The organism is Paenibacillus sp. FSL R5-0914, assembly GCF_038004525.1.
Taxonomy (GTDB): domain Bacteria; phylum Bacillota; class Bacilli; order Paenibacillales; family Paenibacillaceae; genus Paenibacillus_AQ.
Genome location: NZ_JBBORH010000001.1, coordinates 549,556 through 565,535, shown reverse-complemented (window position 1 = coordinate 565,535; position 15,980 = coordinate 549,556). Strand labels below are relative to the sequence as shown.

Here is a 15,980-nt window from a genome sequence, read left to right as displayed (position 1 = left end):
CAAACATAATGAAAAAGGAACTCATCTCCATCGTTTGTGGATTTATGCTCATAAGCGCAGTATCATCTAGCATCGTTACCGCAGAGGCAGTACAACCCGTAAGCGGCAATGTTCAAGGGAGTATAAATCAGAATATCTCTTCTAACGCTGTACTCTCTCTTAAACAGCCATGGGGATTGACTGCTGTATCTGGCAGCAATGATCTCATTATCGTACAGTCCGGAAGCGGTACTATCAGCAAGTGGAGTAATGGTGAGCTGCAGACAGTGGCTGGACAAGGTGCAGAAGGATATATCGATGGGAAGAGTGCAAAGGCCTTGTTTAATCATCCGACGTATACCGCTGCTGACAGTAAAGGCATTATCTATATCAGTGATACCGACAATCATGTCATCCGTAAAATTAAGAATGGAGAAGTATATACCTTCGCAGGAACGGGAGCGGCTGGCTATAAAGATGGACAACCCAATACCGCGCAGTTTAACGCGCCGGGTGGATTGGCAATAGACAGTAATGACAATGTATATGTAGCCGATACGCTGAATCATGTGATTCGCAAAGTTACACCGGAAGGTATTGTGACTACTTTTGCAGGTCAGCAGGGTAATATTGGTGCTTATTTAGATGGTTCGGTAGCTTCGGCCAAATTTAATGAGCCCGTGGGTCTTGTGTTCGATGAAACCGGTAATCTCTATGTGGCTGACAGTGGGAATCAGATGATTCGATTGATTAAAGGCAATATGGTTGAGACCTTTGCGGGCAAAGCAACGACAGTTGATCCAGTGACTGGATATATGGCTGGAGGGTTCCACAATGGAGATCGTCTGTCTGCGCTGTTCAATCGTCCTCGTGGACTCGCCTATGCCGATGGAGTCTTGCTGATTGCTGATAGTCTGAACCATAGGGTTCGGGCCATTCAGAAAGATGGAAGAGTCATCACAGTTGCAGGGCAGGGCACCTTGGGAGATCAAGTTGGAGCATTGGATAAAGTGATGTTTAATCAGCCTTCCGGTGTTGCGTTTGCTTCCGGGAAATTGTATGTGACGGATACGCTGAATAACAAGCTGAAGGTATTGAGTCTCGATTTGCAAGCCCTTAAGCCACTGCGTAGCGAGGGTGATCTGCTCGATGCAGTCTCGCTACTACCAGTGGGTAAGGAGATGCAAGTATGGTTGGACGGAGTACAGGTGAAATTGAATACTAACAATCTACCACTTGAGCAATCCGGCAAAATTTATTTGCCGGTTAGAGCGCTATTTAGCGCATGGGGAGCGGACATTCGTTGGGATTCGGCAAGCAAAGAGACGATGATTAGCAAAGGGGAGTGGATACTTTCCCTAAAGCCAGATGCAAGTCTTAATGTGCAAAACATAAAGGGCACTTTGTATGTGGCAGCTGAATATTTGCCGACGGTTTCAGCTTTTATGCAGGTTTATGATGAGGACAGTCACGCAATTGTGCTGGAAAGTGGCCAATAATGGTTCGTTATTATAAAAGTTAAGGCTGTCGAGAAAAATCTCGACAGCCTTTTTTTATGACGACAATCCTTCAACGACTTTATCAATATTCCATTTAATCATCTTAATGTATGTGTCGCCTTCTTCGCCTTTCTTAGCTAAAGAATCGGTGAAAATCTTAGAATGTATCGGTACACCCGTTTCATTGGAGATGGTTTCCATTGTTTTCGGATTAACGCTCGTTTCCAAAAATAAAGCCGGCACTTGATTTTCATCAATGATTTTAATTATATTTTTCATTTGTTCTGGCGTTCCTTGACTATCGGTATTGATTTCCCAAATAAATGCGGATTCAAATCCGTAGGCTTTTGAAAAATATTTAAATGCCCCTTCGCTTGTAACCAAAATACGTTTCTCCTGCGGGACTTTTTCTACCGCTTCTTTTGCATATTGATCCAATTCATTAAGTTTCTTAACATATTCTGATTGGTTATTCAGATAAAATTCTTTGTTGTCCGGATCTTTTTCGATTACATGTTTAGTGATGATATCTACATATTTAATAGCATTCTGAACATCAAGCCAGGCATGAGGATCTTCTTGAGTTTCTTTGCCCTTTTCTGTTAGGTACATTGGAGTTACTTCATCTGAGACGGCAAAAGCGACATCCTTTTTATTAGTGACATCAAGAAGGTCTTGGAACCACCCCTTACCTGTTTCCAGGTTCAATCCGTTATAAAAAACTAAATCTGCACTAGATACTTTACTTGTATCCTTAGGTAATGGATCGTACATATGCGGGTCTGTTCCGATGGGAACCATGCTATAGACCTCAGCTTTTTCCCCTACAATGTTTTCGGTCATATCCGCGATAATGGAGTAGGTTGCAACAATCTTCAACTTGTCATTGTCTGCTTCTCCCTCACTAACGTTTGAACATGCGGTAAATAGTAAGATGAACATTGTCAAAGAGAGCATCTTTATTGTTTTTTTCATCCTTGTTTAACCCCTTTTCTTAGAAAATTATTTTTGGGCGAGATAATAAATGATATAGCGAACAAACTTACCCCTACTAGAACAATGGTGGCACTTGTAGGTAAATTGAATCTGAAGCTAATGATCACACCTATAATTCCAGATACAGCGCCGATGGTGGAAGCCAGGATAATCATATGGATCAGCTTATTTGTCCAAAGATATGATGTAGCTGCTGGAATAACTAGCATTGCAATAACAAGCACAATTCCAACTTGAGATAATGAGGACACAGTAACCACGGATAACAGCATCATCAATAAATAATGATAGAATCCCGTTTTTAAACCAAATGCCTTAGAGACGACAGGATCAAACGAGCTAATTAAAAGCTCTTTATACAACAATGAAATGATGGCAATAACAACAAGCATGATAATAAATGATTGCATTAACTCGGACTGCGGGACGGCTAAGATGTTGCCGAATAAAATGTGAGTTAAATCAAGCCCGCTCTTGGCGAAAGTGATTAAGACAATTCCTAGAGCGAAAAATGAGCTGAGAATAATTCCGATCGAGGTATCACTTTTGATATTGCTGCGACTTGTTATGAATTGAATGAGGATGGCCGCTAAAAGTCCAAACAATGAAGCTCCCACAAGAATGTTAATCCCTAAAATATAAGATAACGCCACACCTGGTAATACAGCATGAGACAAAGCATCGCCCATTAATGACATCTTTCTGAGTACAATAAAACTTCCTAAAACCCCTGAAACAATGCCAAGAATGATAGCAGACAATCCGGCGTTAAGCGCATAGATCGGAATGTTTAATAATGATGAGAAATAGTCAATCATTTTCGGTGCCCCCCATTCCTTTGATTACAAGATTACCTAAGGAAGCCCCGTAAGCATTGAGGATATTGTCGGCTGTAAAGGTGTCTTTCACATCGCCAAAAGCAATAAGCTTTTTATTGAGAATGATTACTTTGTCAAAGTATTCTTCGACTTCATGTAAATCATGATGAACGATCAATATGGTTTTCCCTTCTTCGCGAAGCTGTTTAAGCAGTTTTACAATAATTTTCTCACTGACTAGATCTATGCCGACAAAAGGTTCGTCTAAAAAAAATACATCTGCTTTTTGGGCAAGCGCTCTGGCAATAAAAACTCTTTGTAGTTGTCCTCCAGACAAATTACTAATTTGTTTATTTGCAAGATCACTTATATCTACCATGGCCATACATTCCTCGACGCGTTGCCGCTCTTTTTTCCCGGGGCGCTGGAAGATTCTTAAGTTTGGATAGGTTCCAGTTAGCACTGTATCGTTCACTGTGATTGGAAAAGTAAGGTCAATATCATTTTTTTGCGGTACATATGCGATCTTCCGTTTATACTCAGAAATGTCTTTTCCCTCTACCCTCACCGTCCCGCTTCTTTTCTTGATTACTTCTAACAATGACTTAATGAATGTCGATTTTCCTGCACCATTTGGCCCGATAATTCCGATGGTGTACCCAAAGGGGATATCGATATTTACATTTTCTAGCGCTGAATTACCGAAATAATCCACGTTTAGGTTTCTAATCTCAATCATTAAAAAGCTCCTCGTCATGAAATTTATTGATTTGTTTCCTATTGGAAACATTTATTTTTATTATCTAATTTGTTTCCCTAGGTAAACATTTATTCTTAGGTACAATATATTTAACAATGGGCAAAATGTCAATGAAAAAGCTTAAAATTTATTTGATTTTGAATTAGTACAAGCATGCGATCTGCACCGGTACTGGGGTGATTTTTTTAGAATTAAAAATGCATACTTGACAGGTAGGAATAAAGGGTTATATGATATCAACAATACTTAAACACTAATTAAATGAACAGTGAAATAATTTATCTGAGCCGATTGGACCGCCAAAGGCTCCCGCACTTTTCCCTTGCCTGGGAGTTGTGCTGGGAGTCTTTTTTTGTTGGCTATGGAGAGAGATGAGGTAAGAATGAGCGATACGTATTGGAGACAGCTGGAGGAGACGGATTGGGTATTCCGCAAGATGGTCCGCAGATTTGTTAAGGAACGGGATAAGGTTGCAGTAGCAGGCATCTCTTTACCCGGCATGCTGATTCTACATAAAATCATTCGCGAGGGTGAACAGCGGCTTGGGGATTTAGCAGATGAACTGGACTTTACGTCAGGTGCGATCACAGCTTTGAGCGATAAGCTTGAGGCAGGCGGATTTACTGTACGCAGACGTAAGGAAGGGGACCGCAGGACGGTGATGCTGGACATCACAGACAAAGGCCGGAAGATGGCAGAGCTTAACAGCAACATTGGGGAACGATGTATTTCGCTTCTGTTTGAGGGGTTCACGGAAGAGGAATTGGTGCAGCAAAGTCACTTTTATCAGCGGATCATTAGTAATCTCGAAGGATTCTCAGACATCTTGCTGAAGCTGGTGAAGGAGAATGCTGAGGCTGAAGCTTCTCCAAACCTTGAACAGAAGCCACGTGCAGTCACAAAGAAAAGTAATTATCTTAGCTATTAAAATAAATTAAATGTAGGAGAGATGAACGATGGGACATTCAACCATATTTCCAACTGGAGCAACCGTATTTAATCCGAGCAAAGCGTGGAGTGGCTATACCGTATTTCAAGCGGGTGAAGAAGGTGTTGTACTGATTGATATGAACGGTAAAGAAGTGCATCTGTGGAAGGGGCTGCTTGGGTTTCCGGCTAAAATCTTCCCTGGTGGTTATGTGCTAGGCAGTACAGGAAGGAGAGATCCCAAATTTGGCATTCAGGATAATGTAGATCTGGTGCAGGTCGATTGGGACGGTAACATCGTATGGAAATATAACAGCTATGAACATATAGAAGATCCGGGTTATGAACCGCTCTGGTATGCCCGCCAGCATCATGACTATCAGCGCGAGGGCAATCCAGTAGGTTATTTTGCACCAGGGCTAGAGCCTAAGGTTGACGGTGGCAAAACCCTAATCCTCGCTCACAAAAATATCTACAACCACCAAATCTCCGACAAGCAGCTGCTGGATGACACGATTATCGAAGTGGATTGGGAAGGGAATATCGTTTGGGAGTGGGCTCCGAATGAACATTTTGCAGAGCTAGGCTTTGATGAAGCGGCGAAAAACGTCTTATTCCGTGATCCTAACTCACGCTCCTTCGGGAATCTGGGGGGCGGTGTGGGTGACTGGTTGCATATCAATTCAGCTTCGTATGTAGGACCTAATAAGTTTTACGATGCAGGCGATGAGCGTTTCCATCCAGATAACGTGATCTGGGATGCACGGGAAGCGAATATTATCGCAATTACAGATAAGCGTACCGGGGCTATCGTGTGGAGAATCGGTCCAGACTACTCACTGCCAGAATTGAAGCATATCGATTGGATCATTGGCCAGCATCATGCGCACATCATTCCGAAGGGCTTGCCGGGAGAAGGAAACCTACTCGTATTTGATAACGGAGGTTGGGGCGGTTATGGTCTTCCCAATCCATCTTCACCCTTTGGGCAAAAAAATGCACTCCGCGACTACTCTCGAATTCTAGAGATTAATCCAGTGACACTCGAAATTGAATGGCAGTATACCGCGGCAGAAGCAGGCTTCTCTGTTCCGACGGATTCTTATAAATTCTATAGTCCTTATATTAGCTCCGCCCAGCGGCTTCCGAATGGCAACACCTTAATAACGGAAGGATCTAACGGTAGACTTTTCGAGGTTACGCCAGAGCATGAACTGGTCTGGGAATATATCTCACCGTATAACGATTCCAGAAATACAAACATGGTTTACCGTTCCTATCGTGTGCCTTATGCGTGGGTACCACAGCTGGAGAAGCCGGAAGAACAAGCGATTGAGCCGATAGATGTCACGCAGTTCAGAGTGCCAGGGGCCGCTCCTAAAGGTTCGGATTCTGTAGTAAGCGTGGCGACCACCTTGCCGTTTGTTGAGGGGGCTGCTTGTGTGGCGACGACTGATGAAGGTAGTAGCCGCAAAGCCAACTAATACATTTGAGGGGGATGTCGTTGTGAAAAAGTCATGGATCAGCTCAAGCTTTCTGCTCTTATCCTTATCCGTTGTTATCCTATTATCAGGTTGCAGCTCCAAAGGTGATGCGTCGTCCTCTAAAGATGGAGCATTGAACGGCAAAAAAGAGACATTGAAGATTAAAATCGCTGACATCAATACGAATCCAACCTTTCGTGTGGCATTAGATAAAGGTATCTTTGCCAAACACGGGATAGACGCCGAACTAGTCAACTTTGGTTCCCCGGCAGAAGGTGTAAATGCACTCTTCATTAAACAGGTAGATGTGGCTTTCGGGGCGGATTTTCCCCTGCTGAACGCAGTGTCGAAGGGAGATTACGCTATCATCGCCTCTGCGGGTCTGGCGACAGATGAAGCTTCTACAGAATGGAAGCTATTCGTACAGGATGATATCAAGACAGCTGAGGAATTGAAAAGCAAGAAGCTGAGCTTTATTCGTGGAACCTTCATTCCGTACCTTTGGGATGAATATTTAAAAGAGCATAACATCGCGCTCAGTGATGTGGAATTGATAGGGCAGGGAGCCTTTGACGAATCTTATATCGCTTTGAAGCAGGGGGCTGTGGATGGTGCATGGTTCTATGGTTCAGTTCTTAATGATAAGCTGGGTGCCCTTTCAGGCGTACATGAGCTGACGGATATGTCCAAAACAACCGTACGGTTAGGGATGGGCATTGTAGCAGGGAATGATTTTGTAACAAAAAATCCAGAGGGGATCTCGAACTTTCTCGCAGCAGTGGATGAAGCAGGGGGCTATGCCCAGGCCCATCCAGATGAGGTTGCTGATTTGATGTACGAGGAAGTGAAGCAGCCTAAGGAATCGACGATCAAAGATCTTCCGAACAATCCATGGGCGCTCGGATTCACACAGGCGGCGTATGACAGTCTGACGAAGCAGAAGAAATATATGGTCGACACTGGAATCATTGAGAAGGATTTCGATCTGGATAGCAAGCTGAATCTTGAACCGCTTACCAAAGCTTTGCCGGAAGAAGTCACGTATAAGAAATAGGAGGGTTCAGCATGTCATTACCTGCTAAGCAGCACACCATTCATATTGAGCGGCTACGCAAGAGCTACAGTGAGCCAGCCGCTGGAGATGTTCATTATATTATTAAAGATGTGGATCTCGTAATCAAAGGCGGAGAGTTCTTCGTTCTACTCGGTCCAAGTGGCTGCGGAAAGTCGACGCTGCTGAATATGATCGCCGGATTTGTTTCCAAATCTGGCGGTAACCTTCGGGTGGATAACGAAGAGGTGAATAAGCCTGGCAGAGATCGGGCAGTTGTATTTCAGCAAGCAGATTCCTCTTTATTCCCTTGGCTAACGGTTCGAGAGAATGTGGAGTTTGGACTGCGAATGAAGAAAATCGCAAAGGCTGAACGGCGCACGATATCGGATAGGTTCATCGGACTTGTAGGACTGAACGGGCATGAGGAGAAGTTCCCGAAGGAGCTATCGGGAGGCATGAAGCAGCGTGTTCAGCTGGCACGGGTGCTTGCCAATGATCCAGCGATCCTGCTGATGGATGAACCCTTTGGTGCACTTGATGCGATGACCCGGAGGACGATGCAGAAAGAACTGGTCAACATCTGGCAACAGACGCATAAGACGGTGATTTTTGTAACCCATGATATTCAGGAAGCCTTGCTGTTGGGGGAACGGATCGGCATTATGTCTGTAGGCCCTTCCTCTAACATCACAGATATTTATGACAATACGCTGCCTTATCCACGGGACGTAGGCTCAGCGGAATTTTACTCGCTATACAACCAGATTCAGAGCCATTTCGAAGAATAGGATAGGGTGGGACAGATGATGAAATGGGTGGAAAAGAAATGGGTTTCTGTATCCATACTATGGATTGCCGCACTTTGCGTCTGGCAGCTTGGGGCAGTGATCTACGGTCCTGATGTGATCCCTGGACCCTGGAGTACGCTTAAGGGTGGACGGGAACTGCTGGAAGACGGAACTTTGATGCAATATATCGGGATTAGCTTTTACCGGGTGCTAATTGGCTGGGTACTCGGCAGTTTAATGGCGATTCCCGTAGGTCTGATTATTGGAAAGGTGAATGTGATTCGTATCTTTGCAGAGCCTTTTCTGAACTTTATTCGCTTTATCCCGCCGATTGCATTCATTACATTGTTTCTAGTGTGGTTTGGCATTGGGGAGCAGTCGAAGATTGCGTTGATTATGTACGCTACCTTTTTTATTGTGGTGCTGAATACCTTGACCGGTGTGATGTCCGTAGAGGAGGATAAAATCCGCTCAGCCCGTAGTATGGGCGCCAGTGAGTGGCAAATTCTGATTCATGTGATCGTCCCGGCGACGATACCGTATATTTTTACAGGCATCCGATTAGCGATGGGAACCTCGTATATGGCGATTATCGGTGCGGAAATGATTGCTTCGAACGAAGGTGTAGGTTATCTGATTTGGAATTCCAGGTTGTTTTTCCGGACAGATTGGATCTTTGTAGGGTTATTCTGTCTTGGCTTTATGGGCTTTTTCACGGATCGGTTATTTGGATGGTTCGGCAAGAAAGTGCTCTATAGATACGGCGTGGTAAGTGTGGCGGCGCGTAGAAGGTAGTATAGCTTTAAGCATAAACACGAGAACCGCCTGAGTGAATCAGGTGGTTTTTGGGTATGTCTTACTTTTTATTTACAAATATTCCTATCCTCCTTAATGCCGCGAAAATAGTACACGCCTATACTGCAATTGGGTGCCTAACAGTTGGAGCATAGAGAAGCCCGCAAATAAGAAATAGGAGTGAAGGGGAAATCATGAAAAAAGGGATCAAAAATCAATTATCGATGGGTCTAATGTTATCCTTGCTCGTCCTGTTGCTTGCTGCTTGTGGAAATTCGGCTAAGGCTGACGAATCAACGAATGGAAATGCTGGCACCAAAGAATTAAGTCTGACCGAGATCGAGAGTAAAGCTAAAGAAGAGGGCAGTGTTATCAGCGTGGGAATGCCGGATTCCTGGGCGAACTGGAAAGATACATGGAGTGATATGAGTAGTAAGTATGGTCTTACACATTCAGATACGGATATGTCGAGCGCGGAGGAAATTGCCAAGTTTGATGCGGAAAAAGATAAGCCAACGGCTGATATCGGAGATGTAGGGATCGCTTTTGGATCGGTTGCCGTGGAAAAAGGAGTAACACAGCCTTATAAAACGACCTACTGGGATGAGATCCCTAATTGGGCTAAGGATAAGGACGGAAATTGGATTGTCGGCTATCAAGGGACGATTTCGTTTCTGACAAACACCAAGCTCGTGGCTAATCCACCGAAGAGCTGGGAAGATCTGAAGAACGGCAATTACAAAATCATCGTTGGTGATGTAACCAAAGCTGCTCAAGCGCAGATGGCTGTATTGGCCGCAGCGATTGCTTTTGGTGGCGATGAGTCGAACATTGAGCCAGGGATTGCTTTTTTCGAGGATTTAGCTAAAAAAGGACGTCTCTCCAATGCAGAGGCTTCTCTTGCCAACATTGAAAAAGGGGAAGTAGAAGTTACCCTGCTGTGGGATTTCAACGCTTTGAACTATAGAGATCAGATCAACAAAGATGGCTTCGCGGTAGCCATTCCGAAGGAAGGCAGTGTGGTGAGTGGATATGCAACGATCATTAACAAATATGCGCCGCATCCTAACGCTGCGAAGCTGACACGTCAATACATCCTTAGTGATGAAGGACAGATTAATCTTGCCAAAGGGTACGCTCGTCCGATTCGTGACAGTGTAACACTGCCGGATGATGTTGCGGCTAAGCTGCTGCCAAAAGAGGAGTATGTTAACGCTAAGCCTGTTGGTGATTACAAGGTATGGGAAGAAACGGCGAAGACCATTCCACAGTTATGGCAGGAACGTGTGCTTGTGCATTTGAACTAGAATTGTTCTTCCCCCAAAAAAAGAAACAGGGCGCCTTCGTTACGATGCCGTAAGGTGCCCTTGTTCTATTCCCGCGACAAGGAGTGAGGAAGTTGAAACAGAAAAGCCGCGGTGTGATCCTGGCACTCATTCCGTTTGCACTGATGGTGTTGGCATTTCAGCTGGTACCTGTATTGTCCATGCTGACGGGAAGTTTCCAAAAGGCAGATGGAACTGGGCTTACGCTAGGCAATTATCTGCATGCACTGCAAAGTGCCTATTACATGCAGGCAATCAAGAACAGCTTGCTGATCTCTTTAACCTCAAGTCTGATAGGGATCATTGTCGGACTTTTTTGTGCATATTGTATTACTCGGTTCACTCCGAGAGTAAGAGACAGACTCTTAATGCTGTCGAATATGACCTCTAACTTCGCAGGGGTTCCGCTGGCTTTTGCGTATATTATTTTGCTTGGTAACAATGGAGTGTTTACGCTCTTATTCAAACAGTGGGGCTGGAGTGTTTTTACCGATTTTGATTTATATAGCTGGTCTGGTCTGATTCTGGTGTATGTATATTTTCAGGTTCCCTTAGCCTTACTGCTCTTGTATCCATCCTTTTACGGAATTCGTGAGCAGTGGAGAGAGGCGGCGTCCTTGCTGGGAGCAGGACCGTGGCAGTTCTGGAAGACGATTGGGCTGCCAATTCTAACTCCGGCGATCTTCGGCACACTGGGAATACTGTTTGCCAATGCGATGGGTGCTTATGCAACGGCATATGCTTTGGTTGGCGGGAATTATAATCTGCTGGCGGTACGTATCGGTTCACTGGTTGCTGGAGATGTGGTTACTCAGCCAGAAATGGGGAGTACGCTTGCTGTTCTGCTGGGTCTGACTACGATTTTGGCCGTCTATTTGAATCATCTGATGGTTCGGCGAACGGAGAGATTTGGAGCTAAAGCGCTCAGTAAACCGGATGTGAAAACCAAATCTTCTCGGCGCTTGTGGACGGCAGCTAGTGAGGAGGTGGGGCAATGAATATACGTAAAGCAGGCTTCGCTCCGCGCACTTTCATGCTAATGCTCATGGTGTATTTATTACTTCCACTGTTAGCAACCGGTATTTATGCCTTCGCGCAGGACTGGCAGAATACCTTGTTGCCTCAAGCTTGGACACTGAATTGGTTTGGAGAAATGTTTAAGGATATTCGTTTTTTGGAGGCGCTTTGGACCTCGCTGTATTTATGCCTGATTAGCGTGGTGCTGAGTCTGGCCGTGATGCTGCCAGCTGTTTTTGTCATCACCATTTATTTTCCGCGCTGGGAGAGCTTTATGAAAGTGATTGTTGTTCTGCCTTATGCGGTGCCTGGTGTAGTGGCTGCGGTGGGACTTATTCGTACCTATTCCTCTGGCCTCTTTGATATCGCTGGAACAGCTTATTTATTGGTGGGGGCGTATTTTGTGGTCATTCTTCCCTATATGTATCAGGGCATTCGCAATAGTCTGTTGACCGTTAACGCCGTAGAACTGCTGCATGCCGCAGAATTGCTTGGAGCTCGCCGTAGAACGGCTTTTATGAATGTGATTTTGCCAAATATCTGGCCTGGCGTTATCGTCTCTACCTTATTATCATTTTCCGTTCTGTTCGGTGAATTTGTTCTTACAAACATGCTAGTTGGCGGGCATATTCAGACGATTCAGGTGTATCTATATCAAAGAATGGGCGAAAGCGGACATTTAGCCAGTGCGATTGCCATCTCGTATTTTCTGTTTATTCTAGTTCTTTCGATGGTACTAATGAAGCTTGGCAAAAAGATGGGAGGAGGCGTTAAGGGATGAACGATTATCTGAAGCTGCAGGGAATACTCAAAATGTTTGGTGAGACCTGTGTGCTAGACAATATAGATTTGGAGATACGTGAAGGGGAGCTTGTGACGCTGCTAGGACCTTCCGGTTGCGGGAAAAGTACGTTACTTCGCTGCATAGCTGGCCTTTCGGAGCTGGATGGCGGCAGAATCCTTCTAGAGAATAAAGATCTGGCAAATCTGCCGCCCCGTAAACGCGAGGTGGGGATGGTGTTCCAGTCTTATGCTCTATTCCCTAATCTGACGGTGAGCCAAAATATTGAGTATGGAATGAAGATGCGTGGTTTGTCCAAAGCCGCCCGACGTAGCCGCTGCGAGGAACTGCTGGTTTTAGTCGATCTAGAGGAGAAGCGGGACGTCTATCCGCAGTCACTCTCCGGTGGACAGCAGCAGCGGGTAGCGCTGGCCCGTTCTCTAGCCGTGCAGCCCAAAGTATTACTGCTGGATGAACCCCTGAGTGCACTCGATGCCAAGATCCGCAAGAATCTACGTGCTGAAATTCGTGATATTCAGAAGCGCTTTAACATGACGACTCTATTCGTTACGCATGATCAGGAAGAAGCGCTGATTCTATCCGACCGCATCTGCATTATGAATGGTGGACGCATCGTCCAAGATGGAACACCGGAAGGACTGTACACCGCGCCGCGCACAGAGTTCGTTGCCCGGTTCATGGGCAGTTATAACGTATTGACTCGGCCAGAGGTGATGGCGCTGTTCCACGGAATAGATAGTGGGATGGACAGCTTTGCTATTCGCCCCGAAGCCGTAACGTTACTGCATGATGGGGCGGGTCAGCAGGAGGCTGCTGCCGGAGCACAACTGGTGAATGGAGTGATTAAATCTGTGTCTGTGCTAGGCAATATTATTCGATGTACGGTTGAGGCTGAAGGAATCCGATTAACGGTTGATCTTTTAAATGATGGACGCTGGCTGCGGGTTGGAGAAGGGGACAAAGTCACATTGGCGTTGAACCCTTCCGAGCTTTTACATTTAGAGCGAGAAGGAGCGTGAGTAGATTGACGGAAATGACCAATAAACTCATTGTGGTTGTCTTGGACGGACTTAGATATGATGCTGCTCGCAAATACATGGGCTATCTGGAGCATCTTGTGGAGCAAGGATCCTTATCTTGTTATCGAGTACAGTCGGAATTACCCAGTCTATCACGTCCGCTTTATGAAGTGCTCTTAACGGGTACACCCGTGTCCAAAAATGGAATTACGGCTAACCATATTGTGAGACCTAGCCATGAAGAAAGTGTATTTCATTTGGCAGTAGCCGCTAATTTGCGTACAGCTGCTGTCGCCTATCATTGGGTCAGTGAGCTTTATAATTCGGCCCCCTTTGATCCACTGGCTGATCGCCATCAGCATAATGTGATGAAGCCAATTCAGCATGGCAGCTTTTATTTCGAGGATCACTATCCTGACAGTCATGTGTTTGCCGATGCCGTGTATTTACGGAGTGCTTATGATCCGCATCTTCTATACATTCACTCCATGAATATAGACGACGCCGGGCATCGTTATGGGGGGGAGAGTAAGGAATATGAGCTTTCCGTGCGTAATGCTGACGGTCTGCTAGCCACTGTTTTGCCTATTTGGATGGAGCAGGGGTATAAGATTCTGATTACGGCAGATCATGGAATGAACGCAAATGGGTACCATGGTGGGGTAACCTCTTCCGAGCGGGATGTGCCGTTATATACGTTCGGAGTAGATGTATTACCACTAGAAAAAGAGGATCAAGCAATTCCCCAGTTACGGCTAGCTCCGCTAATGTGCCATTGCTTAGGGCTTGCACCTTCGGCTGCAATGAGCAAGGAAGGACTGCCTCCTTTTGTGCAAAATCAACCACTTCATGAGGTGAATGAACCTGTGATTTTAGGATGAAAATAAAATAGTAAATCACGATAAAAATCATATACGGGAACGATGGTTTTTTGTATAATAAATAGTATATTTTACCTATTGGGAGGTTGTCTTTTGAGCGCTTCTAGAGCTTTGAAATGGATTACAGGCTCATTTGAAATTATTTTAGCAATTCCAATTCTGGGTGCTGCTATTGTAATTGGCACTGGGTACTCCGCACTGGGATTGATGTTTATTCTTCACCTGGTTACTTTGATTTTATCTTCAAAGAACCAAGAATCTATTTATGGTTCAGTACTCGGAATTGTAACTTCTTTACTCGCTTGGATTCCATTCGTGGGATGGGTACTACACTTGATCACAGGGATTTTGTTGATGGTAAGCGGTGGACAGAAGACTCGTCATTCTTCGAATCATACATATCCACATTAATTCAGACATCCTAATACAGCCCGATTCGGACGTTTGTCCGGTCGGGCTGTATTCATGTTATAATGAGGGCACATTTTAGCATGAAGTACATGAAAGGAGGCACATCCATATGGAAGTAACAGCACAAGATGTAGCGGAATGGATGGTTAAGGAAATTCGGTTTACGGGTACCTTGTATCAGACCGCGGCGATTGAATATGTGAAAGAGAATTTTGGGGAACAATTTGTATTTGTGAATGAGAATGGCAATGCCTCACTGTCCAAGGAAGTAAAGAAAGCTTTCCGGAAGCTGCACGGCGGCAAAATCGCGTGGGATCGCGATGGATTTTTGTGGGCGTGGACTTAAGCTGGAGGTGAATGTATGCCGGTTATCCGAAGTAAATTAAGTGTGGTCATGGAGAATCATGATCCCAAACTCTCTATACGAAAGCTTGCTAAGGATATTAATTATCACTTTGATTCGGTTCGCCGTATGTATAAGGATGAGATGGTACAGTATCCCAGAGACTTGCTCTTAAAGCTTTGTTTATATTTTAATGTACAGCCTGGGGAACTCATCGGAATCGAAGAGTTGAATGAAAGTGATTGTACAATAGAAGAAGTGATAGGTGAAGATGAATTAAGTAAGAGTTAAATAAATTGAGGAAGTGCAGTTGGGAAGAGTTGAGGAATGGGAAGTTGAATTCACTCAAGTCTTCTTTTTTGTGTGGAAAAGGGAGATTTCTGCTAAATTTGACTAGATTATATGGTCATGTTATACTTAGGATGACAAGAATTTATGGTCAAAGAGAGCAGGAAATAAAAAATGAGTAAATTTATTCAATTAAACAAGCGTACTGGCGAAACAAAGTCCCAAAAGAAATTAGCGAGAAAACAGGGACGTATCCCGGCTGTATTGTATGGAGTGGGTAAAGATACTCTGAACGTAGAAGTGGATGAAAAAGAGCTGTTGGGTACTTTGAGAAAAAATCCACGGGCTATTCTGCAAGCAAAAACAACGGACGATGAAGCAATGCCGATCATTGTTCAGCATATTCAAAAGGATTCTCTGTCAGGTAAGATCTTGCATATTGATTTCCAGCATGTGAACATGTCTGTAAATATGGATAGTAAAGTTACGATTCATTTTGCAGGGGAAGCAATCGGCGTGAAAGCCGGTGGCGTATTGCAAGTGGAATTGTATGAAGTAGAAGTTCGTTGTATGCCGGGCGTTTTGCCTACTTCTATGGAAGTAGATATTAGTAAACTTGATATTGGCGATCAGCTGCTAGTTTCTGACCTGATTTTCCAAGATGGAATCGAAGTGCTGACCGATCCGAATGCAGTAATGATTCAGATTAAGACTGTACATGAAGAAGTTGAAGAAGCAGTAGTAACTACAGCTTAAATATATATTTATATTAAAAAAAGCAAGTTTCCAGGGAA

At 44.5% G+C, this 15,980-nt stretch carries 18 protein-coding genes; 15 read left to right on the top strand and 3 right to left on the bottom strand.

What is annotated here, in order from left to right; translation table 11 throughout:
• The first annotated feature begins 8 nt into the window (after positions 1-8).
• Entirely contained in the window at positions 9-1,478 is a 1,470-nt protein-coding gene (locus tag MKX60_RS02395; RefSeq protein WP_341059007.1) for a stalk domain-containing protein, read from the top strand.
• Positions 1,479-1,532: 54 nt separating this feature from the next.
• Here MKX60_RS02395 and MKX60_RS02390 read toward each other — a convergent pair whose 3' ends face one another.
• The 3 genes from MKX60_RS02390 to MKX60_RS02380 are packed head-to-tail and all read right to left on the bottom strand — an operon-like array spanning position 1,533 to position 4,028.
• A complete protein-coding gene (locus MKX60_RS02390; RefSeq protein ID WP_076299916.1) occupies positions 1,533-2,453 on the bottom strand; it encodes a metal ABC transporter substrate-binding protein in 921 nt (306 codons plus the stop codon).
• Positions 2,450-3,292 (bottom strand): metal ABC transporter permease, encoded by an 843-nt coding sequence (locus MKX60_RS02385; RefSeq protein WP_042184200.1) that lies wholly within the window; start codon positions 3,290-3,292, stop codon positions 2,450-2,452. Before MKX60_RS02385 ends, MKX60_RS02390 begins: the two co-directional genes overlap by 4 nt.
• Complete coding sequence (locus tag MKX60_RS02380; RefSeq protein ID WP_218640868.1) at positions 3,285-4,028, bottom strand: metal ABC transporter ATP-binding protein; 744 nt, start codon at positions 4,026-4,028, stop codon at positions 3,285-3,287. The genes MKX60_RS02385 and MKX60_RS02380 overlap by 8 nt, the downstream gene beginning before the upstream one ends.
• Before the next feature lie 406 nt (positions 4,029-4,434).
• Between MKX60_RS02380 and MKX60_RS02375 the strand changes: the two genes are divergently transcribed.
• The 14 genes from MKX60_RS02375 to MKX60_RS02310 all read left to right on the top strand — a co-directional run bounded on the left by MKX60_RS02375 (position 4,435) and on the right by MKX60_RS02310 (position 15,942).
• Entirely contained in the window at positions 4,435-4,980 is a 546-nt protein-coding gene (locus tag MKX60_RS02375) for a MarR family winged helix-turn-helix transcriptional regulator (protein WP_042193136.1), read from the top strand.
• A 28-nt stretch (positions 4,981-5,008) separates the two neighbouring features.
• Positions 5,009-6,463 (top strand): aryl-sulfate sulfotransferase, encoded by a 1,455-nt coding sequence (locus MKX60_RS02370; RefSeq protein ID WP_341059006.1) that lies wholly within the window; start codon positions 5,009-5,011, stop codon positions 6,461-6,463.
• A gap of 22 nt (positions 6,464-6,485) precedes the next feature.
• The gene (locus tag MKX60_RS02365) at positions 6,486-7,517 is read left to right on the top strand and encodes an ABC transporter substrate-binding protein (protein ID WP_341059005.1); all 1,032 of its coding nucleotides are present in this window, start codon (positions 6,486-6,488) and stop codon (positions 7,515-7,517) included.
• An 11-nt stretch (positions 7,518-7,528) separates the two neighbouring features.
• Complete coding sequence (locus MKX60_RS02360) at positions 7,529-8,305, top strand: ABC transporter ATP-binding protein (protein ID WP_341059004.1); 777 nt, start codon at positions 7,529-7,531, stop codon at positions 8,303-8,305.
• An 18-nt stretch (positions 8,306-8,323) separates the two neighbouring features.
• Entirely contained in the window at positions 8,324-9,100 is a 777-nt protein-coding gene (locus MKX60_RS02355; protein ID WP_042184207.1) for an ABC transporter permease, read from the top strand.
• Between the two features lie 194 nt (positions 9,101-9,294).
• Positions 9,295-10,407, top strand: a complete 1,113-nt coding sequence (locus tag MKX60_RS02350) for an ABC transporter substrate-binding protein (protein ID WP_076299914.1) — start codon at positions 9,295-9,297, stop codon at positions 10,405-10,407.
• A 92-nt stretch (positions 10,408-10,499) separates the two neighbouring features.
• On the top strand, positions 10,500-11,423 hold the full coding sequence (locus MKX60_RS02345; RefSeq protein ID WP_042184211.1) for an ABC transporter permease: 924 nt from the start codon (positions 10,500-10,502) through the stop codon (positions 11,421-11,423).
• Positions 11,420-12,223 (top strand): ABC transporter permease, encoded by an 804-nt coding sequence (locus MKX60_RS02340; RefSeq protein WP_042184213.1) that lies wholly within the window; start codon positions 11,420-11,422, stop codon positions 12,221-12,223. Before MKX60_RS02345 ends, MKX60_RS02340 begins: the two co-directional genes overlap by 4 nt.
• Entirely contained in the window at positions 12,220-13,263 is a 1,044-nt protein-coding gene (locus MKX60_RS02335) for an ABC transporter ATP-binding protein (protein ID WP_042184215.1), read from the top strand. The genes MKX60_RS02340 and MKX60_RS02335 overlap by 4 nt, the downstream gene beginning before the upstream one ends.
• 14 nt (positions 13,264-13,277) lie before the next feature.
• Positions 13,278-14,144 (top strand): alkaline phosphatase family protein, encoded by an 867-nt coding sequence (locus tag MKX60_RS02330; RefSeq protein WP_341060261.1) that lies wholly within the window; start codon positions 13,278-13,280, stop codon positions 14,142-14,144.
• A 93-nt stretch (positions 14,145-14,237) separates the two neighbouring features.
• The gene (locus tag MKX60_RS02325) at positions 14,238-14,555 is read left to right on the top strand and encodes a hypothetical protein (protein ID WP_042184217.1); all 318 of its coding nucleotides are present in this window, start codon (positions 14,238-14,240) and stop codon (positions 14,553-14,555) included.
• Positions 14,556-14,664: 109 nt separating this feature from the next.
• Positions 14,665-14,901, top strand: coding sequence for a DUF6953 family protein (locus MKX60_RS02320; RefSeq protein ID WP_042123499.1), 237 nt, complete (start codon positions 14,665-14,667; stop codon positions 14,899-14,901).
• Between the two features lie 15 nt (positions 14,902-14,916).
• Positions 14,917-15,189 (top strand): helix-turn-helix domain-containing protein, encoded by a 273-nt coding sequence (locus tag MKX60_RS02315; RefSeq protein ID WP_076285106.1) that lies wholly within the window; start codon positions 14,917-14,919, stop codon positions 15,187-15,189.
• A gap of 171 nt (positions 15,190-15,360) precedes the next feature.
• Complete coding sequence (locus MKX60_RS02310; protein WP_076285107.1) at positions 15,361-15,942, top strand: 50S ribosomal protein L25; 582 nt, start codon at positions 15,361-15,363, stop codon at positions 15,940-15,942.
• Positions 15,943-15,980: the final 38 nt, after the last annotated feature.